19 protein-coding genes are annotated in these 18455 nt (G+C 36.0%); 4 read left to right on the top strand and 15 right to left on the bottom strand.

Annotated features, from left to right (window positions below; all coding sequences use genetic code 11):
- Positions 1-84: 84 nt before the first annotated feature.
- Together A6J74_RS26915 and A6J74_RS26910 are read right to left on the bottom strand one after the other, a co-directional pair.
- Entirely contained in the window at positions 85-645 is a 561-nt protein-coding gene (locus tag A6J74_RS26915) for a GNAT family N-acetyltransferase (RefSeq protein WP_002109358.1), read from the bottom strand.
- Entirely contained in the window at positions 642-845 is a 204-nt protein-coding gene (locus tag A6J74_RS26910; protein WP_000810202.1) for a hypothetical protein, read from the bottom strand. Before A6J74_RS26910 ends, A6J74_RS26915 begins: the two co-directional genes overlap by 4 nt.
- A gap of 153 nt (positions 846-998) precedes the next feature.
- On the opposite strand from A6J74_RS26910, the gene A6J74_RS26905 reads away from it, so the two are divergent.
- Both A6J74_RS26905 and A6J74_RS26900 read left to right on the top strand, forming a co-directional pair.
- Positions 999-1811 carry a hypothetical protein gene (locus tag A6J74_RS26905; protein ID WP_000061811.1) on the top strand — a complete coding sequence of 271 codons (813 nt, stop codon included), beginning with the start codon at positions 999-1001 and terminating at the stop codon, positions 1809-1811.
- Between the two features lie 171 nt (positions 1812-1982).
- A complete protein-coding gene (locus A6J74_RS26900) occupies positions 1983-2195 on the top strand; it encodes a CsbD family protein (protein ID WP_000160404.1) in 213 nt (70 codons plus the stop codon).
- A gap of 24 nt (positions 2196-2219) precedes the next feature.
- Here A6J74_RS26900 and A6J74_RS26895 read toward each other — a convergent pair whose 3' ends face one another.
- Genes A6J74_RS26895 through A6J74_RS26885 form a run of 3 tightly spaced genes read right to left on the bottom strand, consistent with a single transcriptional unit; the run spans position 2220 to position 3760 of the window.
- Complete coding sequence (locus A6J74_RS26895) at positions 2220-2471, bottom strand: DUF2164 domain-containing protein (RefSeq protein ID WP_002039315.1); 252 nt, start codon at positions 2469-2471, stop codon at positions 2220-2222.
- A gap of 17 nt (positions 2472-2488) precedes the next feature.
- Complete coding sequence (locus A6J74_RS26890) at positions 2489-2941, bottom strand: peptidoglycan recognition protein family protein (RefSeq protein ID WP_000402959.1); 453 nt, start codon at positions 2939-2941, stop codon at positions 2489-2491.
- 15 nt (positions 2942-2956) lie between these two features.
- Positions 2957-3760: a protein phosphatase 2C domain-containing protein gene (locus A6J74_RS26885; protein ID WP_001223363.1), complete on the bottom strand. Its 804-nt coding sequence runs from the start codon at positions 3758-3760 to the stop codon at positions 2957-2959.
- Positions 3761-3904: 144 nt separating this feature from the next.
- Here A6J74_RS26885 and A6J74_RS26880 point away from each other — a divergent pair, with 144 nt between their 5' ends.
- Positions 3905-4714, top strand: coding sequence for a YitT family protein (locus A6J74_RS26880; protein WP_000617799.1), 810 nt, complete (start codon positions 3905-3907; stop codon positions 4712-4714).
- 19 nt (positions 4715-4733) lie between these two features.
- Here A6J74_RS26880 and A6J74_RS26875 read toward each other — a convergent pair whose 3' ends face one another.
- A complete protein-coding gene (locus tag A6J74_RS26875) occupies positions 4734-5105 on the bottom strand; it encodes a VOC family protein (RefSeq protein ID WP_000834553.1) in 372 nt (123 codons plus the stop codon).
- A 235-nt stretch (positions 5106-5340) separates the two neighbouring features.
- Between A6J74_RS26875 and A6J74_RS26870 the strand changes: the two genes are divergently transcribed.
- Positions 5341-6873, top strand: coding sequence for a BA3702 family sensor histidine kinase (locus A6J74_RS26870; protein ID WP_000087665.1), 1533 nt, complete (start codon positions 5341-5343; stop codon positions 6871-6873).
- 53 nt (positions 6874-6926) lie between these two features.
- On the opposite strand, the gene A6J74_RS26865 is transcribed toward A6J74_RS26870, so the two are convergent.
- The 9 genes from A6J74_RS26865 to hutH all read right to left on the bottom strand — a co-directional run bounded on the left by A6J74_RS26865 (position 6927) and on the right by hutH (position 18388).
- A complete protein-coding gene (locus A6J74_RS26865) occupies positions 6927-7538 on the bottom strand; it encodes an alpha/beta hydrolase (protein ID WP_000975464.1) in 612 nt (203 codons plus the stop codon).
- A 24-nt stretch (positions 7539-7562) separates the two neighbouring features.
- Positions 7563-8501 (bottom strand): ring-cleaving dioxygenase, encoded by a 939-nt coding sequence (locus A6J74_RS26860; protein ID WP_000412734.1) that lies wholly within the window; start codon positions 8499-8501, stop codon positions 7563-7565.
- 377 nt (positions 8502-8878) lie between these two features.
- Positions 8879-10453 (bottom strand): FMN-binding glutamate synthase family protein, encoded by a 1575-nt coding sequence (locus tag A6J74_RS26855; RefSeq protein ID WP_080609731.1) that lies wholly within the window; start codon positions 10451-10453, stop codon positions 8879-8881.
- Positions 10454-10520: 67 nt separating this feature from the next.
- Positions 10521-11648, bottom strand: a complete 1128-nt coding sequence (locus A6J74_RS26850; protein WP_000204426.1) for an alkene reductase — start codon at positions 11646-11648, stop codon at positions 10521-10523.
- A 564-nt stretch (positions 11649-12212) separates the two neighbouring features.
- Positions 12213-12674 carry a CarD family transcriptional regulator gene (locus A6J74_RS26845; RefSeq protein WP_000486323.1) on the bottom strand — a complete coding sequence of 154 codons (462 nt, stop codon included), beginning with the start codon at positions 12672-12674 and terminating at the stop codon, positions 12213-12215.
- Positions 12675-12954: 280 nt separating this feature from the next.
- A complete protein-coding gene (gene hutG / locus A6J74_RS26840) occupies positions 12955-13926 on the bottom strand; it encodes a formimidoylglutamase (protein WP_000399847.1) in 972 nt (323 codons plus the stop codon).
- Positions 13905-15176 carry an imidazolonepropionase gene (hutI, locus tag A6J74_RS26835; RefSeq protein ID WP_000887554.1) on the bottom strand — a complete coding sequence of 424 codons (1272 nt, stop codon included), beginning with the start codon at positions 15174-15176 and terminating at the stop codon, positions 13905-13907. The genes hutG and hutI overlap by 22 nt, the downstream gene beginning before the upstream one ends.
- A 12-nt stretch (positions 15177-15188) precedes the next feature.
- The gene (gene hutU, locus A6J74_RS26830) at positions 15189-16847 is read right to left on the bottom strand and encodes a urocanate hydratase (RefSeq protein WP_000416716.1); all 1659 of its coding nucleotides are present in this window, start codon (positions 16845-16847) and stop codon (positions 15189-15191) included.
- Positions 16848-16870: 23 nt separating this feature from the next.
- Positions 16871-18388, bottom strand: coding sequence for a histidine ammonia-lyase (hutH, locus tag A6J74_RS26825; RefSeq protein ID WP_000631856.1), 1518 nt, complete (start codon positions 18386-18388; stop codon positions 16871-16873).
- Positions 18389-18455 lie beyond the last annotated feature (67 nt).

The following is an 18455-nucleotide window of genomic DNA, read 5'->3' as shown; positions in this document are numbered from 1 at the left end:
CAATTATAACAATTAAAGGTAATTATTGTTATAAAAAATAAAAACCCCCTTATTAAATTAAAGGAGTTTTCAATATAAAATATTTCATTGATTCATATATCTTTCCCTAGATATACAATATCTTTTCGTATCACGATACTTACCTTTAATGAACAAATCCTTTTGAATTGTACATTCGTATTCCATATTCAAACGTTTCATTAATTTTTCAGATGCTTCATTTTCTGAATTACATCCTGCTTCAATACTATTAAGACGTAACTCATTAAAACCATAGCTAAAAAAAGCTGACGCCACCTCAGTAGCTAATCCTCTACCCCCATATTTTCGTGATAAGGCGTATGCAATTTCCGCTTTATGTTCAATTACATCATATTTTATAAATCCACAAGTCCCTATGAGTTTTTGTTCCTCTCTTAATACAATTCCAAGGGGGGCTACTTTTTCTTTTTCATATTGACTCACAATTTCTTCTATATATTTTTGTGTGTCATGTAACGATTGATGAGCATCCCATACAGTATACGTTGACATTTCTTTATCTGAGGCATACTCATATATATGTAAAATATCACTCATATTAATTCCCCGTAATATAAGATGTTTCGTATACAACGCTGGATATGACCACCTCTCAACAATCATAACGGCTTCTGCTTAAACTTTTCATAATTCCGTACCTTCAATGAAAGGATATTCCCGCAATCTGTACAAATATAAGCATCTACTGGTGAAGATGTGAACATCGTTTCCTTTTTCCGTATTTGTGCATAACCGATAAACTCACCTTCTCCTATGTTTTGAGAGCCGCAATTAGGGCATGTCTGCACGTCTTTCTGTTTCATGAGAGCACCACCTTTAATCTGTTTCCACTTCCCTTCGACAGTTCACTTCCATTTCCCTTCCAAAAAACCTCTTATTCTCTTACATTTCAACAGGAATCTCAGAATAAAAATCGTATATGTACTATGAACTATATTAATTGACGGAGGAATCTTATGAGTATGATTATGACATTCAATGTAGCACAAGAAATTGAAAACGCAGAAATAGATATGCTCTCTTCTAGATTAGCGCTACTACAAGCAATAAGCGGAAATCCAATGCAAATACAAATGAAAAATTTCGGGAGTGCCACTGCCTTTTCATCAAAAGTAATTACTGGTCCTGCTTTTAATACAGTAAAAGGCATTACATATACAAATACAGATGCGATAGATGAAATCATCTCTTATTATGAATCACTACAAATCCCTTGCCATTTTGAAATTACACCAGCGCAAGGTACAGCTGAACTATTTCAATACTTATCAAAAAAAGGTTTTTATCAATCTAGCTTCCATACCGCTTTATATAGTATACCGAAAGAAGATCCATCCCTTATTCCTTCTAACATTTCAGTGCGCCAACTAAAAAAAAATGAATTTGATATTTTTGCAGACATATATGTACGCGGATTTAATATGCCTTCCTTTACAAAGGATGGTGTACGTCAAAATAACGAAATTCTTTACAATGAACCAGGCTGGTATTTTTTCATAGCAGAAGTTCAAAATATTCCTGCGGGCATTGGTGTCCTATATATAAATAAGGGAATTGCATCATTAGCTGCTTCTGCTACTTTGCCAGAATTTCAGCGTATAGGCTGTCACACTACATTAATTCAAAAAAGAATTGAGGCAGCTATTAAATCCGATTGTAATTTAATAATTGGACAAGCAAGGTTCGGTAGTAGTAGTCAAAATAATATGGAACGCGCTCATTTGAAAATCGCTTATACAAAATCAATATGGACTGCAAAAGACATGTAATTAACATTCTTTCTCTTTCCATTACAATTTTATACATTGTTTGACAATTCCTTTTCTATCCTATTAATCATTTGAATATTCAAACTAGATTTGTTACGCTATTATTAGATACATCATTCAACTTGCAATATGAAAAGAGAATTCTAATCAAACTACAAGGAGGAGAAATGTATGACAAAGCATGATCATGGTTTAAAAGAAAAAGTAGAAGGTGCCATTGATAAGGTAAAAGGTGAAGTAAAAGAAGTTGTCGGGAAAGTAACGGATAACAAAAAATTACAAGCCGAAGGAAAATGGGATAAAATAAAAGGCAATGCAAAAAGCACTGTCGGTAATGTAAAAGAAAAAGCACACGAGTATAAAGAACATAAAGAAGACAAATAAAAAAAGAGCCATTCGGCTCTTTTTTTATTTCCCTTCATTCTTCTCTAACACATACAAATCTTCTTCAATATTCGTTAATTTCTCGCTTACAAGCTTTCTTGCATCTCCAATTGCTTGATTATAGGCAAATGGACCAACTAATTTTATCATTTCTTCTATTAAACGTTCTGCTTGGAAACGTCCAATTTCATCTAAATCTTCTTCCATGAAGAATTGCTGAATTTGTGCTACAAGCTCTTCTTTTTTATCATTTGGTATTTTTATATTCATCATCATTTGTTACTCCTCTATATTTAAGATACTATTTTTCTTAACTCTACCATAGAAAAACGATTTCCAGGACAACTTTTTGTTACTCCTACTAGCTCCCTATGACCTAGTATATTTTCCTTCTTTATAGCAAACTGTTTCATAAACATTTTACATAAAGAATATAATGCATTCATTTGTGCAGTAGTTGGATCATACTTATCAAAATTACCCGTCATACATATTCCAATTGTATCTCGATTATTGTCTTTCGCATGTGCTCCAATATGTAACCCTCTTCCTTCAATTACCGTTCCGTCCTCTTCAATAAAATAATTGTAACCAATCCCGCTCCACCCTCTTACAGTTTGGTGAAATTCATGTGTTTTATACACATCCCATCCATCTTCTGACGTATGGTGAATAATAAGTTTATTTACTTTCCCTAAAGGAACTAACTCATCTTGAAATATTAAATTTACACATTTAATTTCCATATGAACTTCCTCCTCTTAAAAATCGATCATAATAATTGTCTTATCATCTGGCCTTATTCTCTTTTTCCCTTCTAACTCTTCAATGATTGCTACGTATTCGTTTATACTATTCTTTCTTATATATGCAACAGTTTGTTCGAGTGACCAATCTGGATGAAATAACCCATCTGAACAAATAAAAATCCCACTCACTTCATCTATATGTAATTCACCGTGTTGTAAATAATGGATGGCTTCTTTCATTCCGTTTGCAACGGAATACCCGCCCTCCATATTTGCAAGATAACGATTGTATTTTAACTGTTCTCGAACATCTTGAAAAACATGTTCTTCTGGCACAAATAAACCTTTTTTACGATCTTCTTCTCTCTTCTTTTTAGCTCGTTTACTAATTCCTTTAACTGTGTCTTTCGTTACTACTTGCATCGTTCCATTTTGAAGAATTGCAACGATCATACAGTCCCCTAACTGCGCATATTCAATTTTCTCACCATTTATTTGAACTGCTGCAATACATGTACACCACAAATGCTCTTTTTTTCTCGTATCAACCTTATATTCTAGCATCTTGTTCTGCAATAACTCATTTGCTCTTGCAACTGCGACTTGTAAACTAAGATTTTCCCGTAATGAAGTAAAATGTCTTGCAAATAAATGTGAAGCGATGTATGCTCCATTATGTTCCTTTTCGTCACGAAACGGAACGAGCGGTGTTGCACCATCACATACACCATAAATATTTTTGTCTTCATTACAAAAATAAGAATCCTCACACGCTTGCTTCAACGGGCTTTTTTGTTGATAAGTCGTTATCCTCATTTCTGTATCCCCTTTCAAATTACAAAACAATCAAATTGTTTCGATTAATCTAATTTTCCGAAATAAACTGTTTTTACCCAAAACTTTCAATATCATATATAATCTTGAAATAATATGAATTTTTTAGTGAAGGACGGGAAAAAGATGATCAGATTTCTCGGTGTTATTATTGGTTCTTTTATTATTGCGATTGCCTTTAATCTTTTCCTTATCCCCCACAAAATTTTAAGTAGTGGAATTGGCGGAATTGCTATTATTTTAGGGATTGTAACTCCTGTAAACACAGGTATTATTAACTTCGTATTAAACTTACCTATCCTTATTTTAGGATACATAGGTCTTGGAAAAAAAGTAATTTTTAACACAGTTATCTCTGTAATTGTATTATCTGTTGCATTATACTACGTTCCAGTAAAAATCGTAGCAACAGATCCACTTTTATCATCTATCTTCGGAGGTGTTATTGCCGGAGCTGGTATTGGTCTTGTTTTTAATTGTAATGGATCCACTGGTGGATTTGATATTATCGGTATGTTGTTATCTCGTAAGCGTGACATTAAACTTGGTGGATTCCTTATTGTTTTAAATGCAGTCGTTGTAGTAATTGCAGGATTCTTCTTCACTTGGGATGTTGCACTTACAAGTTTACTTTCAATTTATGTAACTGGTAAAGTAATTGATGCTGTTCATACGAAACATCGTAAAGTTACACTTATGATTGTAACAAATGAAGCGGAAAAAATGAAAAAACAGCTTCTTTCAACTGTTGTACGTGGTATTACATTACTTGATGGAGAAGGTGCTTATTCAAGCGAGAAAAAACGTGTACTTATGACAGTCGTTTCTCGTGAAGAATTAGCAAGTATGAAACTAACAATTTCTGAAATTGATCCGCATGCGTTCGTTAATATTACAGAAACTGTAGAAGTATTAGGGCTTTTCAGAAGAGGTTAAAGACTAGGTGGGAAGCCACCTAGTCTTTATTTTGCATAAATTCAATTCTATTTCCAAATGGATCAGACACATAAAATCTAATCACATCTGGCCGGGCATGATCATCAATCACTTCAATCCCTTGTTCTATAAGCATTTGCTTAAATTCATTAATTTGAGTCACATAAAAAGCTGGATGTGCCTTTTTAGCTGGTGTAAAATTCTGTTCCACACCAATATGGATTTCTTGATTCCCACACTTAAACCAACATCCACCTCGTTTTTTTAACTCTTCTGGCTTTGGAATTTCTTCCATACCAATTTTTTTACCATAAAATGCACGTGCCTCTTCTTCACACCCTACAGGTGCAGCTACTTGTACATGATCGATTCCTTGAATAAAACTTTTCATTTTCTCTCCCCCTCTTCTATTCTAATATTATAAAGAAAACACACCCCTGTAACTTACAAAAACTTTATAAAACAATATAAGCTTCCCTTATTACCACCTTATATTCCTTTTGCAAAAAATAAAGAAAACAAATTTTTTTCTGTAACTTCCATTTTTTATAGAAATACACATTACATCTATATTATAGTTATTATTAGACAAATCTTTTAGATGCTAGTTGTACGGAGGAAATATTATGAGTCGTAAAAAATATTCATCAACTCTAAGAAAACGTCATCCGAACATTTCTGGACGTTTGCGAAACCATATACAAGATCGTTCTTTAGCAGAAATGTACGCATCTCTGTTCGAACATAATCCTGATAGTATTATTTCATTGAATTTAGAGGGAACTATTCTACATATCAATCCTTCTGCAGAAAGAATACTAGGCTACACTTCTTTAGAATTAGAACGGAAAAACATTATCTCTATTTTAGAAGCTCATATTTCTGAGCAAGTATTACAGTATATAAAGAATACCGAAGCAGACAATCAGCAAGAGTATATCCTATCTATTTATCATAAAGAGGGCTATTTATTAGACGTCGTAACAAAACTAGTTCCTATTTTTGTCCAACATCGTCTAACAGGTGTCTATGCGATTATGAAACCTCTTGAAAAATCAGAAAGAATCGAAAAAATGTTACAAGAAAGCGAGAAAAGATTACGTACATTAATGAATGCAATGCCTGCGTTTGTTATATTTAAAGATCATGAAGGTCGCTGGCTTGAAGCAAATGACTATGCACTTTCCTGCTTTAATTTCCATCATGTACCTTATCACGGGAAAAAGGACAGTGAACTCATTCAATATAATGCAGCGTACCGAGAAGCTTTTTTACACTGTGAAGAAGTAGATGAACTAGCATGGCAACAAAGACAAATTCTTCACGGGGAGGAATTTATTATACACAGAGATGATTTCGACCTCATCTTAAGTATATCAAAAGTCCCTCTTTATCATCCTGACGGTTCCCGTAAAGGCCTTATCGTGATGGGAAGGGACGTTACCGAGCTAAAAGAGACTGAAAAATTATTACGGAAATCAGAAAAGCTCGCCGTAGTTGGACAACTGACAGCTGGAATTGCCCATGAAATTCGAAATCCACTCACTTCTCTAAAAGGTTTTTTAACATTGCTACTTCCTGAAATAAATGAGGAGAATAAATGGTATGTAGATGTGATGCTAAGTGAAATATCACAAATGGAATCCATTACGAGTCAATTTATGGCGATGTCTAAACCTCAAGTTTTATCCGTTCAAACTTACAACATACAAACTTTAATTGAAGAGGTAGTCACATTTCTTTTACCGACTGCCATCATGCATAGCGTCCATATTATTATGGATCATTTTAACCATAAACATGACATTCAATGCGACGGTAATCAATTAAAACAAGTTTTTATTAACATATTAAAAAACGCAATAGAAGCGATGCCAAATGGCGGTAATATTTTCATTCAAATCAAATCGTTAGACAATAATTTCATCGTAATTCGTATAATTGACGAAGGCTGTGGCATTCCAGAAGATCGTATATCACGTTTAGGTGAACCGTTTTATAGTTTAAAAGAAAAAGGTACCGGCCTAGGACTCATGATGTGTTACAAAATAATTGAAGAGCACCATGGTAAATTACACATTTCAAGTGAACTAAACAAAGGTACCATCGTTGATATTCAATTACCACTTTCTTCATCCCATCTTGCAATCCAGTCTTAAATAAAAAAGAAGCATCTGCTAACGATTAGCAAATGCTTCTTTTTTATTTCTTTCTATAATACTGTATTGTCATACCATTCTTTTGCTTTTTCTACTTCACCCATTGTTAATTGATGCCCTCTATTTTCCCAATGCATTGTTACATTAGCGTTTGCATTTTCTAATAACGTCTTCAATTCTTCTGACTCAGAAGGCGCACAAATTGGATCATTTGTCCCAGCTGCGATAAATACCGCTGTTTCTGCTAAATTAGGCAATTGGATTCCTCTTCTAGGCACCATTGGATGATGAAGAACAGCAGCTTTTAACGCATCTTCATAATGGAATAATAAGCTCGCTGCAATGTTCGCTCCATTTGAATAACCGATAGCTATAATGTTATTTCTATCAAATTCATATGTTTTTGCCGCTTCGTTTAAAAATTCATTTAACTCCTTCGTACGGAAAATTAAATCTTCTTCATCAAAAATACCTTCTGCTAATCTACGGAAGAAACGTGGCATCCCATTCTCTAATACATTTCCACGAACACTTAATACCGAAGCTCCCGGATCAATTATTTCTGCAAGTGGTAATAAATCTAGTTCATTACCGCCCGTACCATGAAGTAATAACAACACTGGTTTTGAAGTATCTTTTCCTTTTTGAAAAACATGTTTCATCATAATCCTTTTCCCCTTTCAATCACTTTAATCTAAATTTCTCACTTCAAATGGTAACAGTGTTTGTTCAATCTGTTTTCTATTTGGTTCATATCGCTCCGGTAACTTTAATTCCTCACCCATCGTCTCTAACGATTCGTCATGAGCAAAACCAGGAGGATCTGTTGCAATTTCAAATAAAATTTCACCGTGTTCTCTAAAATAAATTGCATTAAAATAATTTCGATCTTGTACAGGAGTTACACCGTACCCAAAGCGAGATACATGTTCTCTCCAATCTAGTTGATCAGCATCGTCGCTCGCTCTCCAAGCAATATGATGAACTGTACCAACGCCCATCTGACCGCGTCCAATTGTTGATAATTTTAAATCAATAATATTTCCAATATCAGCAGAAGAACGGAATCGGACAAATTCACCCTCTTCTCCAATTTTCTCAAGACCCATAACGTGTTCTAACAATTCAGCTGTTTTTTGAGGTTGTGCAGATAAAAGAACAGCACCGCCAAATCCTTTAATTGCTACTTCTGGCGTAACTTCTCCAAAAGTCCAATTATTTAATTCGCCTTCTTCTCTTTCAACTAATTCTATATGCAAACCATGTGGATCATCAAATTCTAAATATTGCTCCCCAAATCGAGTCATCTTTGTATATGAAACATCAAACTTTTCTAGTCTACTTTCCCAAAACTCCATTGCACCTTTTGGTACGACATATGAAGTAATGCCTACTTGACCGTCTCCAATAATTCCTTGGCGAGCACCTGCCCATGGGAAAAACGTAATAATTGTTCCAGGTTTTCCTCCTTCATTACCAAAATAAAGATGGTATGTACCTGGATCATCAAAATTCACTGTTTGTTTCACTAAACGTAATCCTAATACACCAGCATAAAAGTCTACATTTTCTTGTGGGTGCCCTACAATTGCTGTAATATGATGAATCCCCATTGTTTTCTTTTCCATTTCTGCCACTCCTTTTTTATTTCATTATAAAAATTTGTTTTACATTCAAATTCATTATTCATTTTGTCGATACTGCAAAGTAAAATCCGCTATTATAATTTTATCTCGAATCCGAGATAAACACTTTAAAATTACACATTAACATTCGATCCACTGGAATTATCTCGAATTCGAGATAATTCACAAAAATATATTTGTTCGATTTATAATCATAATAAGTCTTTATTTAGAATACGATTTATCTCGAACTCAAGATTTATTATAAGTTACTTATTTTTCATTGTCAATCTGTTCCTTATTTAAATTATTGTTCTCTTGATTAACTTTATTATCGAATAAAAAAGTCATACAAATGTATGACTTTTAACACATATATTTTATCTCCTATTTACTATAGGGAACAATTCTGACAGCGGTACAATTCCTCCTCTTTCATCCTTAAATATAATATGCTCCCTCGTTAAATGGCGCGGGCTTTTCACCCCCGCTGCTGCCGCTAATGAAAACAGACTATATCTCATACTAATAATGTAATTCATCACTCGCCATTTCTTCTCATACGGATCTAACGCTTTTTGGTAGTGCGGATTCGTCGTTGCAACCCCAGATGGACACTGTCCGGAATTACATTGAAGCGCCATAATACAGCCGCTCGCCATCATAAATCCGCGGGCTGAATTTACAGCATCCGCTCCAATTGCTAAAGCAATTGCCACCTTATCCGGTGTTATTAACTTCCCAGAAGCAAACACTTTGAATTTATCACGGACACTATAATGATTCGCTGTATCAATAAATGTAAGTAATGCTGGAATAAGCGGCAGTCCCATACTATCTGCCATCGATTTATACGTTGCCCCTGATCCGCCTTCTGAACCGTCTATTGTAATAAAATCTGGATAAATGTTTAATTCTTTCATTGTTTTTATTAAATCTTCCAAAGGCTCCTGCTGACCAATTACAATTTTCATCCCGACTGGTTTACCACCACTTTCTTGCAACTGCTGAATAAAAGCAAGTGTATCCACTGCATTATTTAAAAATGAAAATCGATTCGGCGAATTAATTGTCTCTCCTTCTCGTACATTCCGAACAGAGGCAATTTTCTCATTTACTTTTTGTCCCTCTAGATGACCACCACGTATTTTCGCACCTTGCCCAAATTTTAATTCGAATGCCTTGATATTACTTTCTTTCGCTTTCTCCATAAATTTCTCCATTGAAAAATTGCCATTCTCATCACGGTATCCAAATAATCCAGGGCCAATTTGTGCAACGATATTCGCACCTGTATGTAAATGTTCTGGAATTACGCCACCTTCTCCAGTATTAATCCACGATCCGCCTGCCATTTTCGCACCAAAACCGCTCGCTAAAATATAATTCTCTCCAATCGCACCGTAAGATGTCGCTGATGCTCCAAACATTCCATGTAATTCCCATTGGTATTTGCGATTTTCACCGACTATAATTGCATCGTCATCTTCATATAACCAAAGATTTGTTGTATCCGCTGTCAATTTCTCTCTTCTTGAAAATAACCCTTCTTTATGAATCACATATTTTTTCCCCTCACGTTCTTGCCTAAGATTCACACTTAATTCATCTGTTAAAATTGGAAACAATGTATTCGCAATATAATAGCCCGATGCATCAAAATCTCGTTTCGATCCAAAACCAAGTATTTCAGAACGATATTTCGCTAAAAACATAACACTTTGAAAATCGTAACGTGAAAAAGGTTTTCCATCCGTATCATGATCAAACCAATATTGCCGAAATTCCGGCCCTATTTTTTCAAGTAAATAGCGCATTCTCCCTAAGTATGGATGAAGTTTTAATATAGAGTGATGCGTTCTTTTTTTTATAAAAAATGTAATAATAAAAAATACGATTAAAAGCAACATCAAAAAAAGCAATATACTAATAATAACGAGTAGCGTTTCACTCATCCCGCTTCCCCCTATGAAATTCCATAATAAAAGGAGAACACTTTATATGTTCTCCTTTTATCTTTATTCACACTAATGTAGCAAGATGCTCTTTCGCGTCATATTCAACTAAACTTTCAGCATGTTTAATTCGATGAACAAAATCTGGATTAGCGATCAATGGTCTTCCGAATGCCGCTACATCAATCGTTCCTTCTTGCAACGCTTCTTCAGCCTCTTTCGGATTTAAATTACCAACCCCAACAATCGTGCCATCCCAATATTTTCTTACTAATTGATGAAAATTTTTGCCATCAGCAATCACTTGCGTATAATTCATCGTTGAAGGGTGAATCATCGTTAATCCTACTTCTTTGAACATATTTACAAACGTTTCAATTGCAAGTTCTGGATTTCCCCACATATAAGTAGGATTATCACCTTTGAAAGCAGAGAAGCGCAGAAGTGTTTTATCAGCTCCAACTGCTTCTATTACAGCCTCAGTTACTTCTTTCATAAATGTTAACCTTTGCTTTAAATCACCGCCATATTTATCTGTTCGCTTATTCGCAAATTCATAAGTAAATTGATCTATTAAATATCCGTGCGCACCGTGAATCTCTACACCATCGAATCCTGCTTCAATCGCATTTTTCGCTGCTTGTGCGTATTGACCAATAACCTCTTTTATTTCTTCTATTGTCATTGCTTCTGGTGTATCAAACGTTTTACGGAAACGCGGAACATTTCCCTCTGCAGCGATTGCTGACGGTGCTTGTGGTAATTGACCGCCAATTATTTCGTGATGGCTCATACGTCCAACATGCCATATTTGAGCAATAATAGTCCCGCCTTCTTTATGTACTGCTTCCGTAACAGGTTTCCAAGAATCTATTTGTGCTTGTGTATACATACCTGGTACCCCTGGGTTCCCTTTTGCTCTTGGGCTAATGACAATTCCTTCTGTAATAATTAACCCAATGCTATCAGCAGCACGCTTGCGATAATACTCAACTACGTCAGCACCAACTACACCCGTTTCACTGTCTGCAAAGCATCTCGTCATCGGTGCCATCGCTATGCGATTACGAAGAGACCAAGACCCAATTTGTATCGGATTAAATAACTTCGTTTCTTCAACGTTTTCAAAAGTTCCACCAGCGTTTATATTCGTTCCTTCATAAATACTTGCGGTTTTATTATTTGAACTTGTCATTTTTCTTCCCCCTAAAAAATTCTTACTATAATTGCATCATACTTACTTTTAAATAGTAGCGTCAATTTATACGACTTTGCCATGAAACATTCGAATATCAAAAAAATAGAATGCTCTAAATAAAATTAAAAAGGTTTCCTTAGTAGGAAACCTTTTTAGTTGACCATATATGGCTATCAATTCGTCTATCTCCTTAACATAAAGAATCCCTTATCAATAGAAGTGAAAATGGTTCTGTATTCTTCTAAAAATAATAACTCATATACCTAAAACAATGAAAGCCCTACCTCTCTTTCATCCTTACGGCTCCTCGTCCGTGCCAGTGTGAATCAGGATTGCAAAAATCAAGTAACTATTTTATCGAAGTATTGAATTAAACTTCGAACATTCGTAAAAGAAATTTAAAATAAAAATGGATTTGATTGTAGTAATAACAAAAGAGGTTAATGCTTTAAAAGTGGTTTGAAAGAGTTGAATGTCTTTGAAATGATTAATTGCCTATAATTATGTTCCCAAAAAATTCAAGACCTTTTTTGGGATGCAATACATTATTTGTAATGAACCTTAACAAAAGCTTTTTATTTGATTTTCTGTGATACCTTCAATTAATCCAAGTTCACTAATCAAAAATTCATGTGCGTTATCTAACATTTTCTTTTCGCTTGCATTAAGTGCTTTTTCTTTTTGTATACGCATTAAATCACGCACAACTTCAGCACCTTCTTGCATTTTACCCGTTTTTATTTTATCAGTGTTCACTTTATACCTTTGTTTCCACGTAAGTAATCTATCTGATTCCCCATGCTGAAAAATATCTATTATGTGTATTAATGCCGTGATATCCGTAACTGGTCGTATATTTGAATTCAATATTTTCCCTTCAGGAATCATTATTTCCATATTATTAGCCGACATTTTTATAACATAATATTGTTGTTTTTTTCCTGCGATTTCTTTCTCTTCTATGGCTTTAATTATACCTGCTCCCTGCATTGGATACACAATGTTATCCCCAATTTGAAACAAATAATCCACCTCCATATATGGTAACCTTCTCAAGCTTAACATATATTCATTTTTTTAGCAAAATTTTTATTTTATCATAAAATTATTTCCCGTGTCAATTCATTCAAAACAATTTAATTAATCCACAAAATAACACTACAAAACCGCAATTCCTCCAACTTTTTCATAAGCACCCATTTTAATTTTACAAACCTCTTACAATACAAAAACACATTACTACAATATAAGTAGTAATGTGTTTTTATAAGACATAGCTAAAGATTCATTTTTAATTTCCAACCTATATACTAACTTGCTTACGAATCGTTTCTCGCGCTAAAAGAAAACTCATAATTACTTGCGCAGCTACTCTGCTCGTCATATCCCTGAAATCAAGAGTTGGATCAATTTCTACTATATCCATCCCTTGCACGAGGGGTTCTTTGCCAATAAATTCAATCGCATCAAGTAAAGTTGAGCTATCCATTCCTCCAGGGCCAATTGCTGGACAACCTGGCGCGAATGCTTGATCTAGTACATCCATATCAAGAGAAATGTAAATAGAAGTCACACCTTGTTTTCTTAATACTTCAATGCTTTCTGTCATAATATCTTTTATTTCTCGCTCTCGTACATCTTTCATTGTATACACTGTCACACCGTGCTCTTTTGCATATTCATGGTACGCACGTGCATTAGAAAAATTACGAATTCCAATTTGAACGAGTTGTTTTCCTGTAATGACACCATTTTCTAGTAAACTACGGAACGGTGTACCATTTGATGGACCACCATCATCTAAATTGCGCAAATCATGATGAGCATCAAATTGAATAATACCGATCTTTCCTTTACTATTTGCAAATCCTGTTATACTCGGAAAACTAATCGAATGGTCCCCACCAAGAACGATTGGTATCATGTTTGGATTTACTTTCGTTAGATGCCCAACCGTTTTCGCAATTCGGTCATGACTTTCTTTTATATTTGTCACATGCATCGTAATATCACCGCAATCATATAAAACACTTTCTTTCATATCGTGTTCTTCTGTAATTGCATACGTGCTATATGCATCTAACATCGCACGAATTGTTTTTGGAGCAAAACTTGCTCCTGAATGACTAATAGATGGTTTAGAAAGGGGTGCTCCAATTAAGGCAGCACCGAATATTTCCACGCCTTCCTCCCAATCTTTAATCATCTCACTCCATTTCGTCACTTCACGATCAATAAACTTTGCATTTTTCTTTAAATAGTGGCCGTGCTCCACGATTGTTCACCTCTTGTATATGCGATATTACCATTCTTCCATACTGTATTCACATGACTTACGCCGTAATGATACGGTACGTAAGCAAAATTGTAAGCATCCCATAAAACTAAATCTGCCTTGCGACCAACTCTAATTTTCCCAGCTACATCACCTCGATTAATAGCATACGAAGAGTTAACTGTTACCGCGTTCCAAACTTCTTCTGGTGTCATTTTCAGTTTGAGCATTGCGATGCTCATAATAAGCTGAATGTTTTCAGTTGGACAGCTGCCTGGATTAAAGTCTGTAGCTAACGCAACTGCAACACCTTCATCAATCATTTTACGACCGCGAGCAAAGCTTTCTTTATTTAAATAGAAAGTTGTTCCTGGTAATAGCGTTGCTACTGTATTAGAGTTTGCAAGCATTTCAATTCCTTTATCAGAAGCGCCAACTAAATGGTCCGCTGATGCTGCACCAATTTCAGCTGATGCTTCCGCACCACCAAGAGGGTCGATTTCATCTGCATGAATTTTCACGTCAAAGCCAAGTTCTTTCGCTTTTAATAAAAACTCTTTTGATTCTTCTACAGAGAACACACCTGTTTCGCAGAAAATATCAACGAATTCCGCTAATTGCTTCTCTTTCATTTCTGGCAGTAGGTCTAGCATCCATTGTAAAAATTCTTTTGATCTTCCTTTATACTCTTTCGGAACTGCATGGGCACCTAAAAATGTTGAAACTAAATCGATTGGATGCTCTTTTTGTAATTGTGCAGTTGCCTCTAATTGTTTCCATTCCGTCTCATCATCTAATCCGTAACCACTCTTCGCTTCTACAGTTGTCACACCGAAAGATAGCATACGGTCTAAATGGAATTTCGCTTTTTGAACAAGTTCTTCTTTCGATGCTTGTTTCGTTGCATTTACAGTCGAAAGAATGCCTCCACCTTGTTCTAAAATTTCTAAGTACGGAACTCCTTGTAATTTTAGCGCGATTTCATTTTCACGAGATCCACCAAATACAAGATGAGTATGCGGGTCAACAAGACCAGGAGAAACCATTTTACCGCCGCAATCAATAACTTCTTTCGCTTGTATTCCTTTTGCTTCTTCCGCTGTTCCAACGAAAGTGATTACGCCATTTTCAATTCCAACCACACCGTTTTCAATAACAGGAAGCGTGTTCATCGCTTCCCGTCTTAACAAGCCATCTTCTTGATCCATTGTTAGTAATTGACCGATATTTATTAGTAAAGTGTCCAGCATGTTTTCTCCTCCTTATTTCATCATTGGAATGTTAACGCCTTTTTCTTTCGCTGTTTCAACAGCTAAGTCATATCCAGCATCTACGTGACGAACAACACCCATTCCAGGGTCAGAAGTTAATACGCGCTCAATACGTTTTGCTGCCGCCTCTGTTCCATCTGCAACGATAACCATTCCAGCGTGAAGTGAATACCCCATGCCAACGCCACCACCGTGGTGAACAGATACCCAGCTTGCACCGTTTACACTGTTAATTAATGCATTTAAAATTGGCCAATCTGCTACTGCATCACTACCGTCTTTCATCGATTCCGTTTCACGGTTTGGAGATGCTACTGATCCGCAATCTAAATGGTCACGGCCGATAACGATCGGTGCTGATAATTCACCATTCGCCACCATTTCATTAATAATGCGGCCAAACTTCGCACGCTCACCGTAACCTAACCAACAAATACGTGATGGAAGACCTTGGAACTCAACTTGCTGACGAGCCATACGAATCCAGTTACATAAATGTTCATTATCAGCGAACTCACGTAAAATTACTTCGTCTGTTTTATAAATATCTTCTGGATCACCAGAAAGTGCTACCCAGCGGAATGGTCCTTTTCCTTCACAGAATAATGGACGAATAAATGCTGGAACGAATCCCGGGAAATCAAAAGCATTTTTCAAACCTTCATCGAAAGCAACTTGGCGAATGTTATTTCCATAATCAAATGTAATTGCGCCTTTTTCTTGCATCGCAAGCATTGCTTCCACATGTTTTGTCATGCTTTCTTTTGATAATTGTACGTAACGTTCTGGATCTTCTTCACGAAGTTTCGCTGCTTCTTCTAATGTGTAACCTACTGGAATATAACCGTTTAATGGATCATGAGCAGATGTTTGATCCGTAACTAAATCTGGCGTAATATTACGCTTCACTAGTTCTGGTAAAATTTCTGCCGCATTTCCTAATAAACCAATAGAAATCGGTTCTTTCTTCTCTTTATACTCGTTCGCAACAGTTAACGCTTCTTCTAATGATTCTGTATACATATCACAGTATCTCTTTTCAATACGACGATCAATGCTGCGCTTATCAACATCAATAGCAATGACAACACCGCCGTTCATCGTTACAGCAAGAGGCTGTGCACCACCCATCCCACCTAAACCAGCAGTAAGTGTTAATGTACCTTTTAATGAACCACCGAAATGTTGACGAGCCGCTTCACCAAACGTTTCATATGTTCCTTGTAAAATCCCTTGAGTTCCAATGTAAATCCAACTACCCGCTGTCATTTGTCCGTACATCATAAGACCTTTTTTCTCTAATTCACGGAAGTGATCCCAGTTCGCCCATTTTGGTACTAAGTTTGAGTTCGCTAACAGAACGCGAGGTGCATCTTCATGTGATTTGAAGATTGCTACTGGTTTCCCTGATTGAACAAGTAACGTTTCATCGCTTTCTAACGTTTTTAATGAATCTACAATTGCCTGATAGCTTTCCCAGTTACGAGCTGCACGGCCAATTCCGCCATATACAACTAATTCTTCTGGTTTTTCAGCAACTTCAGGATCTAAATTGTTCATTAACATACGAAGTGCAGCTTCTTGAACCCACCCTTTCGTTTGTAACTCCGTACCTCTTGGCGCGCGAATTGTTTGTTTTACTTTTTCCATTTCAATCTCTCCCTTTTCTCATTTTATAGTGCTGCGTTTACATCTAATCTTTCTTTTATCAAATCATTCGTTTTTAACCAATGCGTAATATTTTCAATATCTGTTGAGAATATACGGTCATTTGTAATAGAAGGTACTTGCTGACGGCCTTGATGGTAGAAGCTCTTCGTCACTGTACTCATGTTTTCAATTCCGCGATATTCCGCTGCTTGCATCGCACAAATCATCTCAATTGAAAGAACACGTCTTACATTTTGAATAATTTGATGTGCATGGCGTGAAGCGATTGTTCCCATACTTACGTGATCTTCTTGGTTAGCTGATGACGGGATTGAATCAACACTCGCCGGATGTGCTAACGTTTTATTTTCAGAAACAAGTGACGCAGCTGCGTATTGCATAATCATTGCACCAGACTGCAGTCCTGGTTCTGGACTTAAAAATGGAGGTAAATCATTTAATTGCGGATTTACTAAACGCTCAATACGACGTTCTGAAATATTTGCAAGTTCCGCCATTCCTACTTTTAAGAAGTCCATCGCAAACGCAATCGGTTGACCATGGAAATTACCACCCGAAATTACTTTTTCTCCGCCATCAAAGATAAGCGGATTATCTGTTGCTGCATTCATTTCAATTTCTAATTTTTCTTTCACATAATTTAAAACTTGCCAAGAAGCACCGTGTACTTGCGGGATACAGCGAAGTGAATATGCATCCTGTACACGTAGTTCTCCTTGTTTTGTTGTTAACTTACTATCTTGAAGGATGTCACGAATTCTGCTCGCGACTTCCACTTGCTCTTTATAACCACGTGCTTTATGAACATTTTCATCAAATGCATCAATAATGCCTTGTAATCCTTCAATTGTCATCGAAGCAATTAATTCCGCTTGATATGCAGTTGCTTCTGCTTCTATATAAGAAAGAACTCCTTGCGCTGTCATCGCCTGTGTACCATTGATTAATGCAAGCCCTTCTTTCGCTTCAAGTTCAATCGGTTCAAGACCTTCTTCTGTAAGAGCAACCATTGCATGGACTCTTTTCCCTTTATAGAACACTTCACCTTCGCCTAATAATACGAGCGCAAGATGAGATAAAGGTGCTAAGTCTCCACTCGCACCAAGTGAACCTTGTTGCGGAACGACTGGGTGAATTTTGCGATTTACAAACTCAAGAAGCATATTTACAACAAGCGGTCTAACGCCAGATACTCCTTTAAGCATCGTGTTCGCTCGTAAAATTAACATACCGCGTGATACTTCTTCAGGGAATGGATCGCCTATCCCGCATGCATGTGACTGAATTAAATTGTGTTGAAGTGCCTTTACATCCTCCTTTTGAATAAACACATCACTAAACTTTCCAAATCCAGTTGTAATACCGTAAACAACTTTCCCGTCTTCTACGATTTTCTCAACTACTTCGCGGCACTCCGCCACCTTTTGCATACTAGTTGGGCAAGCTGTTACACCTTCCCCTTCAAGTAATAACTTCTTCATTTCTTCAACTGTCAATGTATGTCCTGTTAACGTAATCATTCTTTTTTCCTCCTTAAAAAGGCAAAAGGGGACCTTATCTTTTTAAGACAGACTTCTGTCCTAAAAA

It is taken from the genome of Bacillus sp. FDAARGOS_235, assembly GCF_002073415.2.
GTDB lineage: Bacteria > Bacillota > Bacilli > Bacillales > Bacillaceae_G > Bacillus_A > Bacillus_A toyonensis.
Note: the sequence above shows the minus strand (reverse complement) of the source record. Positions and strands in the feature narration are given on the sequence as shown.